Origin of the sequence: Streptacidiphilus sp. MAP12-33, from assembly GCF_041261265.1 — a bacterium.
Lineage (GTDB): Bacteria > Actinomycetota > Actinomycetes > Streptomycetales > Streptomycetaceae > Streptacidiphilus.
On the sequence record NZ_JBGCCA010000001.1, the window covers coordinates 226,173 to 249,626 of the forward strand.

Consider the following 23,454-nt stretch of genomic DNA (forward strand, 5'->3'; position numbering starts at 1 on the left):
CGCGCCCCGCGAGTGCCCTGACCACAGGCACCGCCACGCGACGGGTACGCCTCGCGTCCCGCGAGTGCCGTGACCGCAAGCGACCCACATGTCACGCCCCCGCGCGGGCAAGGCGGAACACGGGGCGGGCACGGGCACCCCCACGCGACGGGCGCGCCTCGCGCCCCGCGAGTGCCCTGACCACAGGCACCGCCACGCGGCGGGCCCGCAGCCCGGCCAGGCAGCCGAGAGCGGAGCCTCCGGGCCCTGGCGGCAGTCGAGCGGCCGGGCCGTCGCCGGAGCGGGCGGGCTCTACCCCACCGACACGGCGCCTTCCCCAGCCCGCGCGGGCTCGCGCTCGCGCTCGCGCTCCCACAGGTCACGCAACAGGCCGTCCACCGCCACCAGTTCGTTCCAGGTGCCGCGCTGCGCGACGCGCCCGGCGTCCAGGACGAGGATCTCGTCGACCGACTCCAGCCCCGCCAGGCGGTGCGTGATCAGCACCGTCGCGCGGCCGCGCGTCGCGGCGAGGAGGTCGGCCGTCAGGGCGTCCGCCGTCGGGAGGTCGAGGTGCTCGGCGGGCTCGTCCAGGACCAGGACCGGGAAGTCCGCCAGCAACGCGCGGGCCAGGGCGAGCCGTTGCCGCTGGCCGCCGGAGAGCGACGCGCCGTGCTCGCCGACCATCGTGTCGAGGCCGTCCGGGAGGGCGCGGACGAAGTCCGCCAGGCGGGCGGCGGTCAGCGCGGTGAACAGCTCCGCGTCGGTGGCGCCCGGGCGGGCCAGGCGCAGGTTCTCGCGCAGGCTGCTGTCGAAGACGTGGGCGTCCTGCGCGCACAGACCCACCGCGCGGCGCACGTCGTCGCCGGCAAGGGTCCGGGTGTCGGTCCCCGCGAGGGTGATCGCACCCGAGGACGGGTCGAGGAACCGCAGCAGCGCGTGGGCCAGCGTGGTCTTGCCGGAGCCACTCGGCCCGACGACGGCGACGCGACGGCCCGGCGTCAGGTCCAGACAGACGCCGCGCAGCGCGGGCGTGGTGCGCCCCGGCCAGGTGACGGTGAGGTCGTCGACACGCAGCGGGAGCGGGTCGGCCGGGAGCGTCGCGGGGGAGTCGGGCTCGACGACCGGCTCGGGCGCCTCGGCGAGCTCGGCGAGGCGCGCCGCCGAGCGCAGCCCGCGCTGACGGGTCTGCACGGCGGCCGTCAGCCCGGTCACTCCCTCGAACGCCGCGAGCGGCGTCAGCAGCAGCACCGCCAGCCAGACACCGTGCAGCCGACCGCCCGTCACGGCGGCGACGCCGACGGCCGCACAGGCGACGGCCGTCAGGCCGGTGAGCGCGGTGGTGATCCCGGTGCCGAGCCCGAGGCCCGCCGCGGAGCGGCGCTGCAACCCCGTCAGCTCGGCGTCGATCGCGCGCAGCGCGCCCAGACGGGCGGGCAGGGCGCCACTGACGGTCAGCTCGGCCGCGCCGTCCAGCAGCGCGACGACCTCGCCGCTCAGGCGTCCGCGGGTCTCCGCCTGGGCCTGCTCGGCCCGGATCGACAGCCGCAGGGCCAGGAGCGGGACCAGCACCCCGGCCAGCAGCAGCCCGAGGGCGAGGAGCAGTCCGGCGAGCGGCAGCAGCCAGCCGACGACGCCGACGGTGACGGCGCCCGCGAGCACCGTCGCGGCGAGCGGAAGGCGGTAGCGCAGGTAGTGGTCCTGCATCGCGTCGACGTCGGCGACCATACGGGCCAGCAGGTCCCCGCGCCGGAACGTCGCGCCGAGGCCGGCCGGGGCCAGCCGCGCAAGGCGGCCGTAGACGGCGGTCCGCAGCGCGCCGAGGCTGCGCAGCACGGCGTCGTGGCTGACCAGCCGCTCGGCGTAGCGCAGCGCGGAACGGCCGATGCCGAAGGCGCGCGTGGCCGTGACGGCCACCATCAGGTACAGCACGGGCGGCTGCTGCGAGGCCCGCGAGATCAGCCACCCGGAGGTGCCCATCAGCGCGGTGGCGCAGAACAGCGCGAGTGCGCCCAGCACGATCGCCGCCCCGAGCCTCGGCTTCGGCCACCCGGCCCAGCCCCCGGCCCGGCCCGCGGCCGTGCCAGGCAGGCCGACCCCGGCCTCCGGCCCGGCCCCCTGCACGGGCACGCGCCCCGCGGCGACGCCGAACGGTGTGCCACCGAGCCCGGCAGCGCCCGTGCCCGCAGGGGCAGCGAGCCCCGTGCCCTGCGCGGACGCACCCTCCGGCGCCGCCTGGCCTGCCGGCGCCGAGAGGGCCGCCTGGCTCGCTTCGGCGGCGTCCGCCGCCGGGGGGCCGGTCAGTTCGATCCGGCGGTCGGCGAGGGTGAGCAGGGCCGGGCGGTGGGAGGTGAGGAGGACCGTGCGGCCCACGGCCAGCTCGCGGATGGCCGCGACCACCGCGGACTCGTGTGCGTTGTCGAGGCCCGCCGACGGCTCGTCCAGCAGGACGACATCGCGGTCGGCCAAGAAGGCGCGGGCGAGGGCGACGCGGCGGCGCTGACCGGCCGAGAGGCCGGTGCCGGAGTCGCCGATGACCGTCAGCTCGCGCTGCGGCAGCTCGGCGACGAACTCCCAGGCCTGGGCGGCGACCAGCGCCGCCCTCAACTGCTCCTCGGACGCGTCCGGACGCGACAGCCGCACGTTGTCGGCGATCGTCCCGGCGAAGAGGTAGGGATGCTGGGGCACCCAGGCGATCCGGTCGTGGGCCGGGGCCTCCACCGTGCCGTCGAAGGGCACGAAGCCCAGCACCGCCGCCAGCAGCGTCGACTTGCCCGCGCCCGACGGCCCGGTGACCGCGACCGTCTCCCCCGGGGCGACAGTCAGCGTGAGGTCCGAGAGCGCCGGTTGTTTCCGCCCCTCGTAGCGGACGGTCAGCCCGTCCACCCGCACACCGCCCGACGGCGAGGCGGTGACGCGGGACTCCACGAGCGGCGTCTCCAGAACGGCGAAGATCTGCTCCGCCGCCGCCAGACCCTCCACGCTCGCGTGGTAGTGCGTGCCGACCTGACGGATCGGCAGGTACGCCTCGGGCGCCAGGACCAGCACCACCAGCCCGCTGTACAGGTCGATACCGCCGTCCACGAGCCGCATGCCGATGCTGACCGCGACCAGCGCGACCGACAGCGTCGACAGCAGCTCCAGCGCGAAGGACGAGACGAACGCGACGCGCAGCGTGCGCAGCGTCGCCCGCCGGTACTGGTCGGTGATCTTCCGGATCGACTCGGCCTGGGCCTTGGCCCGGCCGAAGACCTTGAGTGTCGGCAGCCCGGCGACCACGTCGAGGAAGTGGTGCGAGAGGCGTCCGAGCGTGCGCCACTGACGGTCCATCCTGCTCTGGGTGGCCAGGCCGATCAGGACCATGAAGACCGGGATCAGCGGCAGCGTCGCCACGATGATCGCGGCGGAGACCCAGTCGGCGAACACGATCCGGGCCAGCACCGCGATCGGCACGATCACGGACAGCGCCAGCTGCGGGACGTAGCGGGCGAAGTAGTCGTCCAGCGCGTCGACACCACGCGTGGCCAGCGTGACCAGCTCGCCGCTGCGCTGCTGGGCGAGCCGGCCGGGGCCCAGCGCCGCCGCCCGCTCCAGCAACTGCTCGCGCAGCTGGGACTTGACCTTGGCGGAGGCACGGTGGGCGACCGCCTCCGTCGCCCAGGCGACCGCGCCGCGGCCGAGCGAGACCGCCGCGAGCGCGGCCAGGGGCCCGGCCAGACGGCCCAGCCCCTCGCCGTGCTGGAAGCAGCCGACGACGATCTGCGCCACCAGCAGCGCCTGGGCGATGACCAGTCCGGCGCCGAGCGCGCCCAGCGTCACCGAGGCCAGCAGGAATATCCGGGTCGCTCTGGCGTACCGCAGCAGGCGCGGGTCGACGGGCTTCACTTCGTCCCCTTCGGGGTCAGGCGGGTGTCACGCGGGGATGTTCTGCACGCCGATGCGGCGGCGGAACACCCAGTAGGTCCAGCCCTGGTAGACGAGCACCACGGGGGTCATGATGCCCGCGACCCAGGTCATGATCTTCAGCGTGTAGTCCGAGGCGGACGCGTTGCTGACGGTCAGCGACCAGGCGGGGTTCAGCGAGGACGGCATGACGTTCGGGTAGAGCGACAGGAAGAGCATCGCCACCGCCGCCACGATGGTCACCCCGGAGAGCAGGAACGCCCAGCCCTCCCGGCCCAGCTGGTTCGTCACCAGGGCCCCGACCAGCGCCAGGGCCGCGACGACCATGGCCGCGAAGGACCAGTTGTCGCCGTTGTTCACCTGGGTCCAGACGAGGAACGCCAGCGCCGCCAGCGCGGCGACCGCCCCGACCCAGAGCGCGAACGCCCGGGCCCGGTCCCGGATCTCACCGACCGTCTTGAGCGCGGTGAAGACGGCCCCGTGGAAGGTGAACAGGGTCAGTGTCACCACGCCGCCGAGCAGCGCGTAGGGGTTCAGCAGATCGAGGAAGTTGCCCACGTACTCCATGTGGGCGTCGATCTTGGTGCCGTGCACGATGTTGCCGAAGGCCACGCCCCACAGGAAGGCGGGCAGCAGCGAGCACCAGAAGATCGCGTGGTCCCAGTTGCGCTTCCAGCTCGCGTCGTCCCGCTTGCCCCGGTACTCGAAGGCCACGCCGCGGACGATCAGGCAGACCAGGATGATCAGCAACGCCAGGTAGAAGCCGCTGAACAGGGTGGCGTACCAGTCGGGGAAGGCGGCGAAGGTCGCGCCACCGGCGGTCAGCAGCCAGACCTCGTTGCCGTCCCAGACCGGGCCGATGGTGTTGATCAGGACGCGGCGCTCGCGCTCGTCCCTGGCCAGCGCCTTGGTGAGGATGCCGACACCGAAGTCGAAGCCCTCCAGGAAGAAGTAGCCGATCCAGAGGACCGCGATCAGCACGAACCAGACGTCGTGGAGTTGCATGGCTCGGTCTCCTCAGTACGCGAAGGCGAAGGGCTTGTCGGCGTCCTCGGAGCCCGCCGGGGGACCGCCGAGCCGTGGGTCCTGACGCGGCGGCTCCTCGTCCGTCGGTCCGGCCTTGGCGTACTTGACCATGAGCTTGACCTCGATGACCGCGAGGATTCCGTAGAGCAGGGTGAGCACGATGAGCGAGGTCCACTGCTCGCCGATGGAGACCCCGGGGGAGACCGCGTCGGCGGTGGTCATCAGCCCGTAGACGACCCAGGGCTGACGGCCCATCTCGGTGAAGATCCAGCCCCAGGAGCAGGCGATCAGCGGGAAGCCGAGGGTCCAGATGCCGCCGCGCCAGACCCACTTGGTCAGCGTCGGGCCGAGCTCCCTGGTCCTGGTCAGCATGAAGACCGGCACCTCGTCCCCGGCCCGCCGGTACTCCGGCGCCAGCCAGAACCGGCGGCGGGTGAGCCAGAGCCCGGCCATGGCGACCACGAAGGACGTCATGCCGAAGCCGATCATCCACCGGAAAGCCCAGAAGGTGGTGGGGATGTTCGGCTTGTAGTCCGCCGCCTTGTCGCCGTACTTGGCCTTCTCGGCGGCGTTGGTGTTGTTGATGCCGGGCACGGGGGACGAGAAGTCGCCCTTGGCCAGGAAGGAGAGCAGACCCGGGATGGTGATCTCGACGGTGTTGTGGCCCTTGGAGACGTCGCCGTAGGCGAAGATCGAGAAGGGTGCCGGCGCCTGGGTCTCCCACAGCGCCTCGGCCGCGGCCATCTTCATCGGCTGCTGCTCGAACATGACCTTGCCGAGCGCGTCACCGCTGATCGCGGTGCCGAGACCGGCCAGCAGGCAGACCACCAGGCCCAGCCGGAGCGAGGTCACCATCGAGGCGACCTTGACCCGTGCCTTCTCGTCCGGCGCAGCCCCCTCCGCCTTGGCCAGGCGCGACGTCCTGCGCAGCTGGTAGGCCGCGATACCGATCATGAACGCACCGCCGACCAGGAACGCCGCGGTGATGGTGTGGAAGACGACCACCAGGGTGGTGTTCTGGAAGAGCACCTTGGGGAAGTCGGTCAGCTGGGCGCGACCGTTCTTGAGCTCGTAGCCGACCGGGTGCTGCATCCAGGAGTTGGCCGCGAGGATGAAGTAGGCCGACAGGGTGGTGCCGATGGCGACCATCCAGATCGACAGCAGGTGCAGCTTCCTGGGCAGCCGGTCCCAGCCGAAGATCCACAACCCGATGAAGGTGGACTCGAAGAAGAAGGCGATCAGCGCCTCGAAGGCGAGCGGGGCGCCGAAGATGTCGCCGACGAAGCGCGAGTAGTTCGACCAGCTCATGCCGAACTGGAACTCCTGCACGATGCCGGTGACGACACCCATGGCCATGTTGATCAGGAAGAGCTTGCCCCAGAACTTCGTGGCCTTGAAGTACTTCTCACGGCCCGTCCGTACCCAGGCGGTCTGCAGGCCCGCGACGAGCGCGGACAGCGAGATCGTCAGGGGGACGAAGAGGAAGTGGTAGACGGTGGTGATGCCGAACTGCCATCGCGCCATCGTCTCGTGAGCGAGCGCGAGCTCCACGGGTTCCCTCCTCGTCGGGCGGCCATCGTGCCCATCAACGCACCTTTTGCCGCACTTATGTGGGATATGCGAGTTGAACACGAAATGCACGTGCGCTTGTGAACGTGAACACGATCACAAGCTATTATCACCATGTCGTTTCGCAGAGACTGACAGGGGGGTGGGGTGAGTCGACAGCGCCGTTCGGCACAGTCCCACCAGGAGGAATAGCCGTTTCGGCGCTTGCCGTCGGGGGCGTCTCAGGCGGGTGTCAGGTGGCGCAGGTCACGCGCTGGGCAGGAAAATCCGGAAGACGGCGCCCGCACCGGGGGCGGTCTCCAGTTCGACCCGGCCGCCGTGGGCCTGGGTCAGCGCGGAGACGATCGCGAGCCCGAGGCCCGCTCCCCCGCCGTCGCGTCGGCTGCGTGAGGCGTCGACGCGGTAGAAGCGCTCGAAGACGCGCGCCGACTGGTCCGGCGTCAGCCCCGGGCCCTCGTCGGCCACCTCGATCACACCCTCGCCGTCGACCGTCCCGACCCCGATGCGGACCGGGGTCCCGGCCGGGGTGTGCTTGACGGCGTTGCCGACCAGGTTCGTCACCACCTGCCGCAGCCGCGCCTCGTCCCCGAGGACCAGGGCCGCACCGGGCGACTGCGCTCCGGCGGGACCGGAGAGCCGCACCGGACGGGTGGGGTCGAGCGCGGTGGTGTCGTGCAGCGCGTCCGCGGCCAGCGTGCGCAGGTCCATCGGCTCGAGTTCCAGCGGCCGCTGCTCGTCGAGGCGGGCCAGCATCAGCAGGTCCTCGACCAGGCCGCTCATGCGGACGGCCTCGCTCTCGATGCGGCCCATCGTCCGCTTGACGTCCGCCTCGTCCGCGAGCGCGCCCATCCGGTAGAGCTCGGCGAAGCCGCGGATCCCGGAGAGGGGGGTGCGCAGCTCGTGGCTGGCGTCGGCGATGAACCGGCGCATCCGGTCCTCCGACTCGGTGCGCGCGGCGAAGCCCGCCTCGATCTGCTCCAGCATCGAGTTCAGCGAGCGGGCCAGTGAGCCCACCTCGGTGCGGGCGTCCGCGTCGGCCCCCGGCACCCGGTGGGTCGGCGGCTGCCCGGCCGCGGTCTGCTCCGAGATCTGGTGCGCGGCCTGCTCGATCCGCTGCAACGGCCCGAGCCCCGCGCGAACGGCGAAGAAGCCGGCGACGGTGAGGACCAGCAGCACCCCGCCGCCGATGGCGAGGAAGCCCTCGTTCAGCTTGGCCAGCATCGCGTCGGTGTCGTCGAGCGAGGTCGCGACGACGACGCTCGTCCCCGGGTGGTCCGCGCTCGGGCGGATCAGCACCCGCCAGCTGCCGCCGCCGTGGTCGGCGGGGACGGTGAAGGGGTGGTTCGTCCGCGAGGCGAGGGCGTCGCCGGTCAGCACCGGCAGCGAGGGTTGCGGGTCGCCCTGCTCGATGGGTTGGGTCTCCACCGTGCTGTAGTGGCCGGTGGCGTCGATCTGCCCCAGCACGAACTGGCTGGGCAGGTAGGCGCGGCGGGGGCTGTTCGTGGGCAGGGCCAGCGGCCGCTTCCAGTCGCCGGTGCGACGAACGGCAGTGTCGCCGAAGCGGGTCAGCTGCGTGTCGACCCGCTGCACGAGCTGGTCGCGCACGCTGCCCAGCACGAGCGTGTCACTGACGACGAGCCCGAGCACGACCAGCGCGATCGCCAACGCCAGCAGCCTGACCCTGAGCGAGAACCTGCCCCGGACCTTGGGTTGCAACCCCCTGGGGGCGCGGGGAACTGCGCGAGCAACCCCCCGAGGCGGATGGCCCTGATCGTTCGGGATCCGACCGCCCTGGGTGGCTTGCCGCGCAGTTCCCCGCGCCCCTGGGAGGTGCGACGTCCCCGGCGCCGAAAGGCGCTTACGCAGCCGGGCGGCGGAGGACATAGCCGACTCCGCGCACGGTGTGGATGAGCTTGGGCGCGCCCTCCGCGCCCGAGTCCATCTTGCGGCGCAGATAGGAGATGTAGGACTCGACGATGCTGAGGTCCCCGCCGAAGTCGTAGGCCCAGACGTGGTCGAGGATCTGCATCTTCGACACCACCCGGCCCGTGTTCGTCATGAGATATTCCAGCAGCTTGAACTCGGTCGGCGAGAGCGAGACCGGCCGCCCGGTCCGGTGCACCTGGTGGCCGACCAGATCCAGCTCCAGGTCGGCCACGACCAGGCGGCCGTCGTCGGCGGGGCCGCCGGTACGGCGCAGGATCGCGCGGATCCGGGCGATCAGCTCCTCCAGGCTGAACGGCTTGGTGACGTAGTCGTCGCCACCCGCCGTCAGCCCGTTGATCTTGTCGTCGACCCCGTCCTTCGCGGTCAGGAAGATCACCGGGATCTTGTCCCGGTCGCTGTCGTCCCGCAGCCGTTTGACCAGGGCGAAGCCGTCCACGTCGGGAAGCATCACGTCCAGCACCACCAGGTCCGGGCGCGCCCGCTGGACGGACGCGACGGCCTCGGCGCCGGTCGCCGCCGAGGCGACGCGGAATCCGGCGAAGCGGAGCGAGGCGGAGAGCAGCTCGCGGATGTTCGGCTCGTCGTCGACGACGAGCAGGCTGGCCTCGGCGGTGTCCATGGGCGCCCCCGGTGAGTACGGAACTGGCTGCGGCAGGTTAGTCGCCGTAGATGAGGAGTTCATGAGTGAACCCTGTGCGCGGGTTCAGCCTCCCACCTGGGTGACGGTAGTGGCAGCCACATCGCCGTTGGAGTCGGTGGTCCCGCGGACGGTGACCGTCGCTCCCGGCTTGAGCTGGCTGACCTTGCCCGACTGGGCGATGCTGACCTTGGTCGAGCCACCGGTGGTGATCTTCACGATGTTGCCGGAGGTGTCGGTGACGTAGATCGTCGAGCCGTCGACGAGCTTGACCGTCCCGACCGTCGCGCCGCCACCGGCGCCACCGCCGAAACCGGCTCCGCCGCCGAAACCGCCCCCGCCGAAGCCACCGGCGCCGGTGCGGCCGGAGGCGCCCGTGCCGGTGCCGGTGCGGCCCGCCGCGCTGAAGCCGCGGCCCGACGTGCCGGTCGAGCCGTTGTTCTTCTCCACCAGCACACCGCCGAGGAAGCCGAGACCCGCGACCAGGCCGCCGGCCAGCAGCAGCGTCAGCCACGGCAGCTTGCGGCGCGGCGGGGCGGCCAGCTCCGCGCTGATGTCCAGCGCGTCCGGCGGCTCGGCCAGGACGTCCTCCGGAGAGACGACCGGCGGTTCGACGAACGGCTCGATCGCCTGCGAGTCGACCGTGTGGGACCGGGACACGTCGAGGTCCACGGTTTCCTCCTCTGTCGGGAAAAGATCACTCATGACGCAGCGCCTCGATCGGACGCAGGCTCGCCGCCCGGCTGGCCGGGTAGCTGCCGAAGAAGAGGCCGATCGCCACCGCGATCCCGAAGGCGCCCCAGACCGAGGCCGGGATCACCACCGGCTTGATGCCGACGATGGTGAAGTGCGCGCCGACCAGCGCCACCCCGACGCCGAGGCCGGCACCGATCAGTGACAGCAGCGTCGACTCGGCCAGGAACTGGCTGAGGATGACGCCCTTGGGCGCGCCGATGGCCTTGCGGATGCCGATCTCCCGGGTCCGCTCGGTGACCGTCACCAGCATGATGTTGGTGATGCCGATGCCGCCGACCAGCAGCGAGATCGCCGCGACCGCGCCGAGCAGCACGGTGAAGGTCTGCGTGGTGGAGCTGCGGGTGGTGAGCAGCGTGGTCTGGCTGCTGACCCGGAAGTCGACCGCGGTCGGATCCGTGATGCCGTGCGTGCCCATCAGGATCGTGGTGATCTCGTTCTGCGCCTGCGTGGTGGTGTCGGCCGAGCTCGCCTCGACCAGGATCTGGCTGAGCGAACCGAAGCCGGTGTAGGCGTTCTGCACGGTCGGCAGCGGCGCGATGATCACGTCGTCCGGGTCCTGGAAGCCGGTGCCGCTGCCCTTGGTGGCCAGCTCGCCGACGACGGTGAGCGGGGTGCCGCCCAGGGTGATCTTCTTGCCGATCGGGTCGGCGGTGCCGAACAGGTCGGTCGCCGTGGTCGAGCCGATCACCGCGACCTTGCGCGAGGCCAGCACGTCGTCGGCGCTGAAGTAGTCACCCTTGACGACCTTGCTGTTGGACGCCTCGAAGTAGGCCGGGTAGGTGCCGATCACCGAGCTGACCGTGTGCGAGGTGCCCTCGTACAGGGCCGTCTGCGAGGTCTGCACCTCGGGCGCCACGCCCTTGATGTCCGGCCCCTGGGTGGTGTCGGCGAGCGCGCGGGCGTCCGCGATGGTCAGCGGCTTGGTGCTGGTCGCCGTCGACTGCGCGCCGAAGCCGGCACCGGAGCTGACGGTCAGCGCGTTGGTGCCGAGCGCGTCGATGGAGTCCTTGACCGCCTGCGAGGAGCCGTTGCCGACCGCCAACAGCAGGATGACCGCTGCCACGCCGATCAGGATGCCGAGCATGGTCAGGCCCGAGCGGACCTTGTTGGCCAGCAGGCCCATGGTGGCGAAGCGGAGCGTCTCGAACGGGTTCATCGCGCGCCTCCCTGGGTGAGCGCGCCTGCCAGGGCCGGCGGCGGCCCGTCCACAGGCGCCTGCCGCACGTCGCTGACGATCAGCCCGTCGACGAGGCGGATCACGCGCTTGGCGTGGAGCGCCACCTCGTCCTCGTGGGTGATCAGCACGACCGTGCGGCCGGAGTCGTTGAGCCGGTCCACGATGCCGAGGACCTCCTTGGTGCTGTGGCTGTCCAGGTTGCCCGTGGGCTCGTCGGCCAGCAGCATCGCGGGCGAGGTCACCAGCGCGCGGGCCACGGCCACACGCTGCTGCTGACCGCCCGAGAGCTCGTTGGGCTTGTGGTCGGCGCGCTCGGCGAGCCCCACCATGGTCAACGCGGCCAGCGCGCGGCGCCGCCGCTCGGCGGGCTTGACGCCCGCGTAGGCGAGCGGCAGCTCGACCTGGGCCAGCGCGGTGGTGCGCGGCACCAGGTTGAACGACTGGAAGATGAAGCCGATCTTGCGGTTGCGCACGAGCGACAGCTGGCGTTCGTCCAGCCCGCCGACGTCGATGCCGTCGAGCAGGTAGCGGCCGGTGGTCGGCACGTCGAGGCAGCCGAGGATGTTCATCAGCGTCGACTTGCCGGAGCCCGAGCTGCCCATGATGGCGACGTAGTCGCCCACCTCGACCGTGAGGTCGACGCCGGCCAGGGCGTGCACGACAGCGTCGCCCATGCCGTAGCTCTTCACCAGTCGCCGGGCCGAGATGACGGGCGCGGTACCGCGCTCGTCCGTCGTCGGCCCGGAGAGCGGGCCGGAGGTCAGGGTCATCCCCTGCCCCCGCCACCGCCGCCGGTGCCGCGGCCACCGCCGCCACCACCGAAGCCACCACCACCGCCGCCGAAGCCGCGACCGCCGCCACCGCCGCCGGGGAAGCCGGTGCTCGGGAAGCCGTTGCTGCCGGAGGTCGACACGACCGTGATCGCGACCTTGTCGCCGTCGTTCACGCCGGTGAGGATCTGGTCGTCGCTGTCACCCTGCACGCCGAGGGTGACCGGGGTGCGCTTGGTCGTGCCGTCCGCCTGGACGATGTTGACGCTGGCGTTGGCGCCGGTGCCGTTGATCGCGGAGGTCGGCAGGTAGAGCGCGCCGGACGCCTCACCGGTCACCACCTGCACGCTGGCGCTCAGGCCGGTGCGCAGGTTGGCGGTGTCGCCGGTGATCGCCAGCAGCGCCGCGTACTGCACGGCGCCGGAGGAGCTGCTGCCGCTGCCGGAGCTGCTGACGGGCAGCGAGCTGATCGACACGAGCTTGGCGTTGAGCACCTGGGAGGTGTCGGCGTTGAGCGTGACGGTCGCGGCCTGGCCGGCCTTCAGCTTCAGCGCGTCGCTCTCGGAGAAGTCGGCGCTGACCTCCATCCCGGACGGGTTGGTGATCACGACGAAGCCGGAGAGGCTGCTCGACGAGCTGGAGGAGCTCGACGAGGAGCCGCCGCCGCTGCCACCGGAGCCGGAACCGGAGCCAGAGCCTCCGGTGCCGGAGACGGTGTCGCCGACCTTGCCGCCGACGGAGGCGACCGTGCCGGAGACCGGGGCTTTCAGCACCGTCCCGTCGACCGCGCGCTGGGCAGCGGCGACGGAGTTCTCCGCGGACGTCACCTGCTGCTCGGCACTGGCGAGCTGCGCCTGGTTGACGGTCGGGGTGGGGGCGGGGGTGGGGGTCGAGGACGTCGCGCTGCCGCGCCCGCCGGTGGACCCGCCGCCGTTGGAGCCGGAGCCGCCGTTGCCGCCGCCGTTGTTGGAGCTCGCGGCGGGGGTCGTACCGGCCTCGACCTGGGTGAGGTTGGCCTGGGCGGAGGACAGCTGCGCCTGGGCGTTGGAGAGGGTCTCGTCGGCCGAGGTGGCGTCGACCTTGCCCAGCACCTGCCCGGCGGTGACCTTCTGACCGGCCTTCACGTCGACCTCGGTCAGCGTGCCGCCGGTGGTGAAGTTCACCCCGGCGTCCGACGGGGAGGTCAGTGTGCCCGACCCGGAGACCGTCGCGAGGACCGTGCCGCGCTGGACCGTCGCGGTGCGCGTGGTGGCGGAGCCGGTGCTGCTGGAGCCCTGCGCCACGGTCGCCCACGCGATGCCGCCGGTGGCCAGCAGCGCCGTGGCGAGCACGGAGTTCAACAGGACGGCCTTACGCCGTCGTGGAAGCACCTTCATGCCGCACACCTTGACGGGACCCGCCCAGCGGGCTCTGGGAGCAGCCTGGGAGTTCCCTGGGAGCGTATAGCTGGCAAAGTCCGACATTCGGGGCGTAAGCCCCTCTCTGCATCGCCGGTCGGGTCACCGCTCCCAGCGGATTCGAAGAACTCACCCAGGTGGTGCGCATGGCTGTGGGGTTCCTTCGAACCCATGACGACTCACCGCAACGCCGCTCGCGCGCGGGCCGCAGCGGCGGCCGGCCTCATCGGCGCCTCCGCACTGCTGCTGTCCGCCTGTGGCTCCTCCGGCTCGACGAGCGCCTCGGGGAGCCAGGCCTCCCCCTCGTCGTCGTCCGCGCGTGGCGCGGCGATGCAGGCCTACCGCACCTGCCTCAGCCAGCACGGCGTGAACCTCCCGACCGGTCGCCCCTCCGGGCGTCCTTCCGGCGGTTACGGCGGCGGTGGCAACGGCGGCGGCTACGGCGGTGGGGGCGGCGGCGGTTTCGGCTTCGGCGGCGGTGGTGCCTCGGCGAATCCGACCATGCAGGCCGCGATGCAGGCGTGTGCCTCGCTCCGCCCCAAGGGCGGCTTCGGCGGCGGGGGGCGCGGCGGCTTCAACTCCACCGCGATGGCGGCGTTCACCAGCTGCCTCAAGGACCACGGCGTGACCCTCCCGAAGACCGGCGGCCTCCGCGCGCTGAACACGACGGACCCGAAGACCGCCGCCGCGTACAACACCTGCAAGCCCCTCCTCCCCACCCGCAGCCCGGGCGCGTCAGCACCCTCGCCGTCGGCTTCCTGACAGGGACGTTGCGCGTTCCAGGGGCGCGGGGCCCTGCTCGATCAACTGCGTGCGCGACAAGCCACCGAGGTAGTGGGTCGCTCAGCGAGCAGGGCCATCCGAACAGGCTGGTTGCCCGCGCAGTTCCCCGCGCCCCTGACGGTTACACCGTCTTGCGGAACAGCTCCGCCGCCTGCAGGAAGAGGTCGTTCGCCTCGGTCTCGCCGATGGTGACGCGGGCGCCCTCGCCTGCGAACGGGCGGACGACGACGCCCGCCGCCTCGCACGCCGCCGCGAAGTCCATCGTGCGGTCACCGAGGCGCAGCCAGACGAAGTTCGCCTGCGTCGTGGCCACCGTCCAGCCCTGGGCCACCAGCGCGGAGACCACCCGCTCCCGCTCGGCCACCAGTGCGGCGACCCGCTCCAGCAGGGCCTCCTCCGCCCGGAGCGAGGCGACCGCCGCATCCTGCGCGAGCTGGCTCACCCCGAACGGCACCGCCGTCTGCCGCAGCGCCTCGGCGACCGGCTCGTGCGCGATGCAGAAGCCGACCCGCAGGCCGGCCAGGCCGTACGCCTTGGAGAAGGTCCGCAGCACGCAGACGTTCGGCCGGTCGCGGTAGACCTCGACGCCGTTCGGCACCGCCTCGTCCCGCACGAACTCGTTGTACGCCTCGTCCAGGACGACCAGGACGTCGCTCGGCACCGCGTCGAGGAAGCGCTCCAGCTCCTGCTGGTGCACGACCGTGCCGGTCGGGTTGTTCGGGTTGCAGAGGAAGATCAGGCGCGTGCGCGGCGTGATCGCCGCCAGCATCGCGTCCAGGTCGTGGGTCTCGTCCGCCTTCAGCGGGACCCGCACCGAGGTGGCGCCGCTGATCTGGGTGATGATCGGGTAGGCCTCGAACGAGCGCCAGGCGAAGATCACCTCGTCGCCCGGACCGGAGGTCGCCTGGAGCAGGGACTGCGCGACGCCGACCGAGCCCGTGCCGGTGGCCACATGGGTCTCCGGGACGCCGAAGCGCTGCGCCAGCTCGGAGATCAGGCCCGCGCAGGCCATGTCGGGGTAGCGGTTGAACGAGCCGGCAGCCGCCGTCGCCGCCTCCAGGACGCCCGGGAGCGGCGGGTAGGGGTTCTCGTTGGAGGAGAGCTTGAAGGCAGGGGCGCCGTCCGCGCCCTGGGCCGGCTTGCCGGGCTTGTAGGCGGGGATGCCCTTCAGGGCCTCGCGCAGGCGGGGGCCGTTCGCGCCGGGGGTGGTTTCGGTGCTCACCGTGGTCGTCCTCCAGAGAATGGCGACGCTGTCGCGCCCCGCAGGATCTCTGCTCGCGCGGCGCCGTCGCTGTAACCGGTCGAGATCACCATACGAGCCGATCGCGCGAACCTCACCCATGCGAGTGACATGTGCCGATTGCGGCCCGCGCAGACTCGCTGGGCGACACCGTGAGTGCATGACCAAAACGCAGGCGATCAGGGGCGAAACGGTCGTTGGTGCAAGGAGAAAACGCGCGAATGGTCATGGAGAAACGTATCTCCGACGCTTCCGGACACACCATCCCCTTCCGGCAGTTCCGCGCCATACGATCGGCCAGACATGACAGCTGCAGCGAATCACCACGGCCGGCGGACCACCACCCGCACCAGGCGCCTGGAGCGCGCAGGAATCCGGGACGTGGCGGCGGCCGCCGGGGTCTCCATCACCACGGTCTCCGACGCGCTCAACGGCAAGGGGCGGCTGCCCGACGAGACCCGCACCAAGGTCCGCGAGGTCGCCGAACGGCTGGGCTACCGCCCCTCCGCCGCCGCGCGCACCCTGCGCACGGGCCGCTCCGGCCTGATCGGCCTGACGGTCACCACGTACGGCCAGGAGCCGTTCACCTTCACGGAGTTCGCCTACTTCGCGGAGATGGCCCGGGCGGCGACCTCGGCCGCGCTCAACCGCGGCTACGCGCTGGTCGTGCTGCCCGCCTCCTCCCGGCACGACGTGTGGAGCAACGTCGCCCTGGACGGCACGGTGGTGATCGACCCGTCCGACCACGACCCGATGGTGGCCGACCTCTACCGGCAAGGCCTGCCGGTGGTCAGCGACGGGAAACCGGGCAACTGCCCGGTGACCGCCTGGGTCGACAACGACCACCATGCCGCGGTGCTCGGCATCCTGGAGCACCTGGCCCAGGCGGGCGCCCGCCGGATCGGGCTGCTGACGGGCACCAGCACCGACACCTACACGCGCCTGAGCACCGAGGCGTACCTCGGCTGGTGCCGCTCGGTGGGCCAGGAACCGCTGTACGAGGCCTACCCGGCGCACGACCCCTGCGCGGGCGCCGTCGCCGCCGACCGGCTGCTGGCCCGTCCGGACCGGCCGGACGCCGTCTACGGGCTGTTCGACCCGAACGGCACCGACCTGCTCGCCGCCGCCCGCCGCTACCACCTGCGCGTCCCGGACGACCTGCTGCTGGTCTGCTGCAGCGAGAGCGACGTCTACGCCACCACCGAGCCGCCGATCACCACGTTGTCGCTCAAGCCCCGGCGGATCGGCACCACCGTGGTCAACCTGCTGATCGACGCGATCGAGGGCATCGCACCCGCCGACGAGACCGCCGCCGACCAGAACGGCTCCGGGCAGCTGATGCCCACGGAGCTGATCGTCCGGCGCTCGTCACAGCGCCGCCCGCCGCGCACCACCGTGGCCGCACCGAGGCCGCCCGGGGAGGCGTGAATTCGGGCACGTGCGACAGGGGCAGGTCTGACCTGCCCTTTTTGTCCCCCGTTGCTCCGCGTTGCCCCCTTGATCCGTGAACGAATTCCCCTCGCTGATCCCTCCCAGGTGCGGACGCCGGGAAGGGCGGCTTTATACGATGGGCGTCATGACACCCGTGGACCGTCCCGCCTGGCCTGACCAGCCGGACCCAGGGCCGCACGCCGCGCAGGCAGCGGACGGGTCCACGCAGTTCGACTTCTTCGCGCCGCCGCCCGTACCGCCGGACGCGCCCCTGCCGCCGGCCGCGCCGATGGCCGCGCCCGTACGGGCGGCCGTGCCGCTCGGATTCGGGGCGCCGACGGTCCCGGCCACCCCGGCCGTCGCGCCGCCGATGCCGGCCGTCCCGCCGCAGGACCCGCCCACCCTGGAGCTCGGCGCGCCCATCGTCCCGGGAGTCCCGGCGCCCGCTCCCGCGCCCGACCTCGACGCGCTGCCCGGCGGCCCCGAGGGTCCGCTCTACGTGATCGGCGACGTCCACGGGTACATCCAGGACCTGCTGGACGGCCTGCACGCGCAGGGCCTGATCGACGCCGAGGGCCACTGGAGCGCCGGCCGCTCCCGGCTCTGGTTCCTCGGCGACTTCACCGACCGCGGCCCCGACGGCATCGGCGTGATCGACCTGGTGATGCGCCTGGCCGCCGAGGCGGCCGCGGACGGCGGCTACTGCCGCGCCCTGATGGGCAACCACGAGCTGCTGCTCCTCGGCGCCGACCGCTACGGCGAGGAGCCGGTCCACTCCAGCGCCGGCACCGCCTCGTTCCTCGCGGCCTGGCGCCTCAACGGCGGCCAGCCGCACGACATGGAGCGCTTGGAGGACCACCACGTCGCGTGGCTCTCCCGGCTCCCGGCCATGGCCGTCGAGGACGACCACCTGCTGGTCCACTCCGACACCACCGCCTACCTCGAGTACGGCAATTCGGTCGACGAGGTCAACGACGCGATCCGCGAGGTGCTCGGCCACGGCGACGCGGACGAGTGGTGGGACTGCTTCCGCCGGATGACCAAGCGCTTCGCCTTCCGCGGCGAGAACGGCCCGGAGGCGGCGCGGGAACTGCTGACGGCCTTCGGCGGCCACCGGATCGTCCACGGCCACAGCCCGATCCCCTACCTGCTCGGCGAGGCCCCGACGGAGGACGGCCACTCCGGCGTGCAGGTCGACGGCCCGCACGTGTACGCGGACGACCTGGCCGTGGCCATGGACGGCGGCGTCACCATGGAGGGCGAGGGCAAGCTGCTCATCGCCCGATTGCCGTTGAGCTGAGGGAGGCGCGCCGAGGGAGCGCGCGCTGAGGGAGCGCCCGGCGTCCGGGTTGCTTCGGGCAATTGCCAGAAGCAACGCGGGCCACTCCTGACGCGGAATTTCGCGAAACCGACTGTCGGTGTGTCAGTCCTCGCGCCTAGCATGTTGCGTTAACAACCCATAACCCCCGGCCGGTTTGGCCCGGCAGCCCTGAACGGCCGTCACTTCCACGGGGGGAGCAGAACCATGGACATCACCACTCAGCTGCTGTCCGAGGACAAGCCCGACTACGTGCGGATCCTGGACGAGTCGCTACAGACGCCGCACATCCGGGACGCGGTGCGCGCCACTCGGGGCGCCATCACGACCGAGGAGCTCCGCGAGCGCGCCATGCGCGAGCTGCCCGAGGTCGGCGCCGCCGCCGCGCCCGAGTACGCCCGCTACCGCGAGCTGCGCGAGCAGCTGGCCCAGGTCGGCGCGGGCCCCGACACCGAACGCCTCGGCAGCACCGACCCGGCCCAGTGGGCCGAACCGGGCACCGCGCTGGACGCGAGCCGCCGCGCTGGCCTGGGCCCGATGGCCGCGGTGCTCGCACCGGTGCTCGCCTGGACGAGCGCCCTCGTGCTGTGGCTCATCGGCCTCGCCGTCCGTGCCGGCTCGCCCTCGGTCTCGCTCGGCCGCTCGCTGATCACCGCGGCCGGCGCGCTCGCCGTCGTCGGCGGCGCGGCGCTGGTCGTCGCGACGGTCGCCCTGGTGCAGACCGCGAAGCGGGACGCCGCAGCCATACCCGAACGCCCCCAGCCGGAGTTGGCGGCGGAGGTCGCCAAGGCCCGCGAGGCGTGGCGCGCGGCGCTGCGCTCACGCGGCCTGCTGCCGTTCCTCGAATCCGAGCTGGCCGTGCGCAGCGCGCAGATCGCCGCGGAGGCGGCGCAACGCCGCACCCGCGTGGACCTGATCCGCCGCAACCCGAAACTCGGCTTCACCAGCCCGGGCTTCACCAGCCCCGGCGTCGAGGGCATCACCGACGGCCACGGCCACGAGAAACCGGAGGAGGAACGCGAGGACGAGGTCTACTTCTCCTCGCCCGGCTTCTCCTCCCCGGACTTCACCAGCCCGGACTACGACGGCTCGGACCACCTGAGCCGCTTCCTGCCCAACACCGACGACTAGCCGCGCTGTCCAGGGGCGCGGGGATCCACCCGATCTGCGGCTCCGCCGCGCCCCTGGTGTGTCAGCGACCGAGCTCGGCCGCGACCAGCTCCGCGATCTGGACCGCGTTCAGCGCGGCGCCCTTGCGGAGGTTGTCGTTGGAGACGAACAGCGCGAGGCCGTTGTCCACCGTCTCGTCGGTGCGGATGCGGCCGACGAAGGACGGGTCCTTGCCCGCGGCCTCCAGCGGGGTGGGGACCTCGGAGACGACGACGCCCGGGGCGGCGGCGAGGAGCTCGTACGCACGCGCGGCGCTGATCGGGCGCGCGAAGCGCGCGTTGATCTGAAGGCTGTGGCCGGTGAACACCGGCACCCGGACGCAGGTGCCGGAGACCTTGAGCCCGGGGATCTCCAGGATCTTCCGGCTCTCCTTGCGGAGCTTCTGCTCCTCGTCGGTCTCGTTCGAACCGTCGTCCTGGATGGAGCCCGCGAGCGGCAGCACGTTGAACGCGATCGGCTTGGAGAACTTCTGCGGCTCGGGGTACTCGACGGCCTCGCCGTCGAACGCCAGCTGGTCCGAGGCCTCGGTGACCTTGCACGCCTGCTGGTAGAGCTCGGCGACACCGGCCAGCCCGCCGCCCGAGACGGCCTGGTAGGTGGCGACGACGAGCGCCTCCAGCCCGGCCTCCTGGTGCAGCGGCTTGAGGACCGGCATGGCAGCCATCGTGGTGCAGTTGGGGTTGGCGATGATGCCCTTGGGGCGGTCCGCGATCGCGTGCGGGTTGACCTCGGAGACCACCAGCGGCACCTCCGGGTCGCCACGCCAGGCCGAGGAGTTGTCGATGACGACGGCCCCGGCCGCGGCGACCTTCTCCGCCAGCGCCCTGGACGTCGAGCCACCGGCCGAGAACAGCACGATGTCCAGCCCGCTCCAGTCCGCCGTCGCGGCGTCCTCGACGACGACCTCGCCGTCCTTCCACGGCAGCGTGGACCCGGCCGAGCGCGCGGAGGCGAAGAGCCGCAGCTCCGTCACCGGGAAGTCGCGCTCCTCAAGAATCCGGCGCATGACGCCGCCGACCTGACCAGTGGCACCCACGATTCCAATCCTCATGCCCCTACAGTAAGGGCCCGCGCGTCGAAGGCGAGCGGATATCCAGCCGTCGGACACTCCCGCTCACCCGTGCTGAGCTGCACAAACAGGAAGCCTTGCGGTGCCGCCGCCCGGCGGACGGGAAGCCCTGCGGAACGGCGGACCGCGCCCCGCCGGAATTTTCCCGTCCCGGCCGATGAGACCTCGCGAGATCCAGGCGCCACCGCCGCCGCATCAGCGGGTTCGCCGCGTCACGGCAGCCGGGCGGCCCTGACCACCCGCGCCTGGCGCCACAGCGCGAGCAGGAGCAGCGGCAGGCCGAGGAGGTGGTAGGCCACGTCGACGGCCGTGCCGCTGGTCGTCGTGAAGGCGAGTCCGACCAGGAAGCCGACGACGGCGAAGACCAGGGCCCCGAGGGCGAAGCCGCGGGACTGCGCCGGCTCCCGGCGCAGCCGGTCGGCGGCGACCAGCAGCACCAGGCCGATGACGCCCTCGGCCGTACCCGCCGAGTCCGGGTCGTAGGGCGGCGAGCCGCCAGCGATCACATGGGTCAGGTGGAGCACGGACATCACCAGCAGCGATGCCCCGACCCCGGCCGTGATCCGGCCGACCAGGCGGTCACCCCCGTCCCACCGGGCCGGGGCCGTGCGTGCGTTCACGCCTGTGGTCATGGCTCCAGGCTGACGCGCGGCGCGGCCGACCACGTCCCCCAGCGGGAGACACCCGCCCTACCCCGGCGGAAGCAGTCCCTCCCCACGGCCACCCGCCCCATCGCCACCCGCCACGGCGTCGGCCGCCACGGCATCGGCGGCGGCCTGCACGAAGGCGCGGACGCGCGCCGTGGTGTTGGCCTCCACCCACACCGGCCCGCGCTCGATCGGCGGTGCGTCGCGCAGCGGCACGTAGGCGAGGTCGGGACGCGGGTAGTACCGGCGGGCGTGCTCGCCGACGGGCAGGACGCCCCTGCCCATCGCGACCAGGCTCAGCATCTCCGAGAAGGTGCTGCCGACCGGCCCCTTCGGCACCGGCCGCCCGGACGGAGTGAACTCCGGGGTGCGGTCCCGCTTGAAGCCGACGGAGGTGGCCGCCGGATACTGCACCACCGGATGGTCGCCGAGAGCCTCCAGCGAGACCTCCACCATCTCGGCGAGCGGATGCCGCGCGGGCACGGCCAGCACCCGGCGCTCCCTCAGCAGGACGGGTCCGTTGGCCATCCCCTCGAACGGATAGGAGGCGATGAGCACGTCCACCGAGCCGTCCTCCAGGCTGGCCCGGGAGTTGAACAACTGCACCTCCCGCACGTCGACCCGGCACTCGGGGTGCCGCTCGCCGAAGAGGGAGACCGCCCGCAGCAGCACCGGCCCGACGAACTCACCCAGGAACGCGACCCGCAGCTCGCCGGTGACCCCGCGCCCGGCGTCCACCGCCCGCCGCAACGCCTGCTCCACCGCCGCGACCGCCGGGCCCAGCTCCTCGGCCAGTTGCCGGCCCACGGCGGTCAACCGCACCGTCCGGCTGGTCCGCTCGAACAGCGGCCCGCCCACCCGGCGCTCCAGTTTCCGCACCACCTGGCTGACCCGCCCGGTGGTCAGCCCCAGCCGCTCCGCGGTCCGCCCGAAGTGCAACTCCTCCGCGAGCGCAAGGAACACCTCGACCTCCACGCGTTCCCACACGGACCCAGCCCCCGCCCCGATCGTTGAATCCTGCTCAACGATCGTATGCCGATCGTGCGTTGTTCGGCACATGCTCCCCGCCGACCATGGAGACACCCCCAGAGCATCGGCCCAGCCCACCCGAGGAGCGCGAAGTGAGCAGCACCCCGACCCCGACCCAGACCCTGCGTGTCCAGGCCTTCGACCACCTGGTCCTCAATGTGGCCGACGTCGACCGCGCCCTCGACTTCTACCTCGGTCTGCTCGGTCTTGAGCCGGTCCGCGTCCCCGAATGGCGCGCGGGCAAGGTGCCCTTCCCCTCCGTCCGGATCTCCGCCGAGACCATCATCGACCTGGTCTCCCGCCCGCGCGGCGAGTCCAACGTCGACCACATCTGCCTCACCGTCGCCCCGCTCGACTGGGACGCCTTCCTCGCCGCCCTCCCTCCCACCGTCCCGGTCGTCTCCGGCCCGGTCCCGCGCTTCGGCGCCCGCGGCAGCGCGACCTCCGTCTACCTCCAGGACCCGGACGGCAACACCATCGAACTGCGCTGGTACCCGCAGGACGTGACGGAATGACGATCCGACGAACCAGGCATTCGGCGTAACCGCCGGACACGGAGCGTCGTTGGTCAGGGTGCGCGCAGGCAACCAGGGTGAGTCGACTTCGAAACGCGTGTGAATCTCAGAGCAGTCCGGGCAGCCCCCGGCGGGATGGATCTGTGGCCGTCAGCGACCTGCGCCCCTGGCCGCTGGGTCGTGCGGCGTCGTTCCTTCATCCCTGCTCATGAGAGGCGGCATCGCCATGCCACCTGACATCGCACTGATCGAGTCCCGCGCGCTGCGCAGGAGCGTCGTGCACCGCGTCGAGGCGCTCGACAAGGTCAAGATCCTCACCATGCTCCCGGACGGCACCTACGTGACGACCCGGATGGTCGCCGACTACTTCGAGGTCCCCGAAAGCACCATCAACAACCTCTCGCAGCGCCACCGCGAAGAGCTCGAAGCCAACGGTCTCCACATCCTCAAGGGTGTGGAAAAGTCTCGGTTCGTAAAACTCAACATGAGTTTTACGCAGGTCAGCGGCCGTGGAATCGCAATCTACGACCGCCGCGCCGTCCTCAACGTCGCGATGCTGCTGCGCGACAGCGCCGTCGCACGACGCGTCCGCGCGTACCTCCTCGACACCGAGGAGCGAGTTGTCCACAGGCCCGCCGGGAATCCACAGCCCCCGTCCCACGGCATGCCGCCGGGCCGGCGGCTCGGCCCCGGACCCCACTGGGACGAGTGGGAGGTCACCTCCCGCGACCCCGCCGCCGAGGCCTGGCGACAGGTCATCGACGGCGAGATCGTCCCGGCCCCGTCGGCGCCCGACTGGGCCGAGGGCGTCGATCGTCGCCTCGACTCCATGGGCCGTGTCGTCACAGCCCTGAACCACAAGGTGGACGACCTGTCCGACGACGTCCGCGAGGTCCGCCAGGACCTCCGCTCCCTCCGGAGCGAGCTCCGGCGTCCGCCACGGTCACCGCGGTCCGACACCGTCTGACCCCCACACCCGCCACACCCCGCTCCGCCCCCTTCGGGAAGCCCCGAGGGGGGCGGAGCCGTCTCACGAGGCCCCCGGAGTTTCGGGACGCCGAAACCATGTGACGCTTTTCTGCGCCGGAACCAAG

General features: G+C 72.1%; 19 protein-coding genes. 6 read left to right on the forward strand and 13 right to left on the reverse strand.

The window, feature by feature from the left end; all coding sequences use genetic code 11:
• Positions 1-291 precede the first annotated feature (291 nt).
• From cydD to ABH931_RS01170, 9 genes are all read right to left on the reverse strand, one after another.
• Positions 292-3,861: a thiol reductant ABC exporter subunit CydD gene (gene cydD / locus ABH931_RS01130; protein ID WP_370108902.1), complete on the reverse strand. Its 3,570-nt coding sequence runs from the start codon at positions 3,859-3,861 to the stop codon at positions 292-294.
• A 27-nt stretch (positions 3,862-3,888) separates the two neighbouring features.
• Positions 3,889-4,884: a cytochrome d ubiquinol oxidase subunit II gene (cydB, locus tag ABH931_RS01135; protein WP_370108904.1), complete on the reverse strand. Its 996-nt coding sequence runs from the start codon at positions 4,882-4,884 to the stop codon at positions 3,889-3,891.
• A gap of 12 nt (positions 4,885-4,896) precedes the next feature.
• Positions 4,897-6,456, reverse strand: a complete 1,560-nt coding sequence (locus ABH931_RS01140) for a cytochrome ubiquinol oxidase subunit I (protein WP_370108906.1) — start codon at positions 6,454-6,456, stop codon at positions 4,897-4,899.
• A 264-nt stretch (positions 6,457-6,720) separates the two neighbouring features.
• A complete protein-coding gene (locus ABH931_RS01145) occupies positions 6,721-8,139 on the reverse strand; it encodes a sensor histidine kinase (RefSeq protein WP_370108907.1) in 1,419 nt (472 codons plus the stop codon).
• Between the two features lie 193 nt (positions 8,140-8,332).
• Positions 8,333-9,040, reverse strand: coding sequence for a response regulator transcription factor (locus ABH931_RS01150; RefSeq protein ID WP_370108908.1), 708 nt, complete (start codon positions 9,038-9,040; stop codon positions 8,333-8,335).
• 84 nt (positions 9,041-9,124) lie between these two features.
• A complete protein-coding gene (locus tag ABH931_RS01155; RefSeq protein ID WP_370108910.1) occupies positions 9,125-9,730 on the reverse strand; it encodes a hypothetical protein in 606 nt (201 codons plus the stop codon).
• A 25-nt stretch (positions 9,731-9,755) separates the two neighbouring features.
• Positions 9,756-10,970, reverse strand: coding sequence for an ABC transporter permease (locus tag ABH931_RS01160; protein ID WP_370108912.1), 1,215 nt, complete (start codon positions 10,968-10,970; stop codon positions 9,756-9,758).
• Entirely contained in the window at positions 10,967-11,761 is a 795-nt protein-coding gene (locus ABH931_RS01165; RefSeq protein ID WP_370108914.1) for an ABC transporter ATP-binding protein, read from the reverse strand. The genes ABH931_RS01160 and ABH931_RS01165 overlap by 4 nt, the downstream gene beginning before the upstream one ends.
• Complete coding sequence (locus tag ABH931_RS01170) at positions 11,758-13,137, reverse strand: efflux RND transporter periplasmic adaptor subunit (RefSeq protein ID WP_370108916.1); 1,380 nt, start codon at positions 13,135-13,137, stop codon at positions 11,758-11,760. The genes ABH931_RS01165 and ABH931_RS01170 overlap by 4 nt, the downstream gene beginning before the upstream one ends.
• Before the next feature lie 192 nt (positions 13,138-13,329).
• On the opposite strand from ABH931_RS01170, the gene ABH931_RS01175 reads away from it, so the two are divergent.
• Complete coding sequence (locus tag ABH931_RS01175; protein ID WP_370108917.1) at positions 13,330-13,920, forward strand: hypothetical protein; 591 nt, start codon at positions 13,330-13,332, stop codon at positions 13,918-13,920.
• A gap of 142 nt (positions 13,921-14,062) precedes the next feature.
• Here the strand turns inward: ABH931_RS01175 and hisC are convergent, their stop codons facing one another.
• Complete coding sequence (gene hisC / locus ABH931_RS01180; RefSeq protein WP_370108919.1) at positions 14,063-15,163, reverse strand: histidinol-phosphate transaminase; 1,101 nt, start codon at positions 15,161-15,163, stop codon at positions 14,063-14,065.
• Between the two features lie 321 nt (positions 15,164-15,484).
• Here hisC and ABH931_RS01185 point away from each other — a divergent pair, with 321 nt between their 5' ends.
• From ABH931_RS01185 to ABH931_RS01195, 3 genes are all read left to right on the forward strand, one after another.
• A complete protein-coding gene (locus ABH931_RS01185; protein ID WP_370108921.1) occupies positions 15,485-16,609 on the forward strand; it encodes a LacI family DNA-binding transcriptional regulator in 1,125 nt (374 codons plus the stop codon).
• Positions 16,610-16,757: 148 nt separating this feature from the next.
• The gene (locus ABH931_RS01190) at positions 16,758-17,912 is read left to right on the forward strand and encodes a metallophosphoesterase (protein ID WP_370108923.1); all 1,155 of its coding nucleotides are present in this window, start codon (positions 16,758-16,760) and stop codon (positions 17,910-17,912) included.
• A gap of 225 nt (positions 17,913-18,137) precedes the next feature.
• Positions 18,138-19,061, forward strand: a complete 924-nt coding sequence (locus ABH931_RS01195) for a hypothetical protein (protein ID WP_370108924.1) — start codon at positions 18,138-18,140, stop codon at positions 19,059-19,061.
• Positions 19,062-19,122: 61 nt separating this feature from the next.
• Here the strand turns inward: ABH931_RS01195 and ABH931_RS01200 are convergent, their stop codons facing one another.
• From ABH931_RS01200 to ABH931_RS01210, 3 genes are all read right to left on the reverse strand, one after another.
• On the reverse strand, positions 19,123-20,151 hold the full coding sequence (locus tag ABH931_RS01200; RefSeq protein ID WP_370108925.1) for an aspartate-semialdehyde dehydrogenase: 1,029 nt from the start codon (positions 20,149-20,151) through the stop codon (positions 19,123-19,125).
• 230 nt (positions 20,152-20,381) lie between these two features.
• Positions 20,382-20,801, reverse strand: coding sequence for a hypothetical protein (locus ABH931_RS01205; protein WP_370108927.1), 420 nt, complete (start codon positions 20,799-20,801; stop codon positions 20,382-20,384).
• Positions 20,802-20,858: 57 nt separating this feature from the next.
• Complete coding sequence (locus ABH931_RS01210; RefSeq protein ID WP_370108929.1) at positions 20,859-21,779, reverse strand: LysR family transcriptional regulator; 921 nt, start codon at positions 21,777-21,779, stop codon at positions 20,859-20,861.
• A 188-nt stretch (positions 21,780-21,967) separates the two neighbouring features.
• Here ABH931_RS01210 and ABH931_RS01215 point away from each other — a divergent pair, with 188 nt between their 5' ends.
• Both ABH931_RS01215 and ABH931_RS01220 read left to right on the forward strand, forming a co-directional pair.
• Entirely contained in the window at positions 21,968-22,360 is a 393-nt protein-coding gene (locus tag ABH931_RS01215; RefSeq protein ID WP_370109451.1) for a VOC family protein, read from the forward strand.
• A gap of 226 nt (positions 22,361-22,586) precedes the next feature.
• The gene (locus tag ABH931_RS01220; RefSeq protein WP_370108930.1) at positions 22,587-23,327 is read left to right on the forward strand and encodes a hypothetical protein; all 741 of its coding nucleotides are present in this window, start codon (positions 22,587-22,589) and stop codon (positions 23,325-23,327) included.
• The last annotated feature ends 127 nt before the right edge of the window (positions 23,328-23,454 follow it).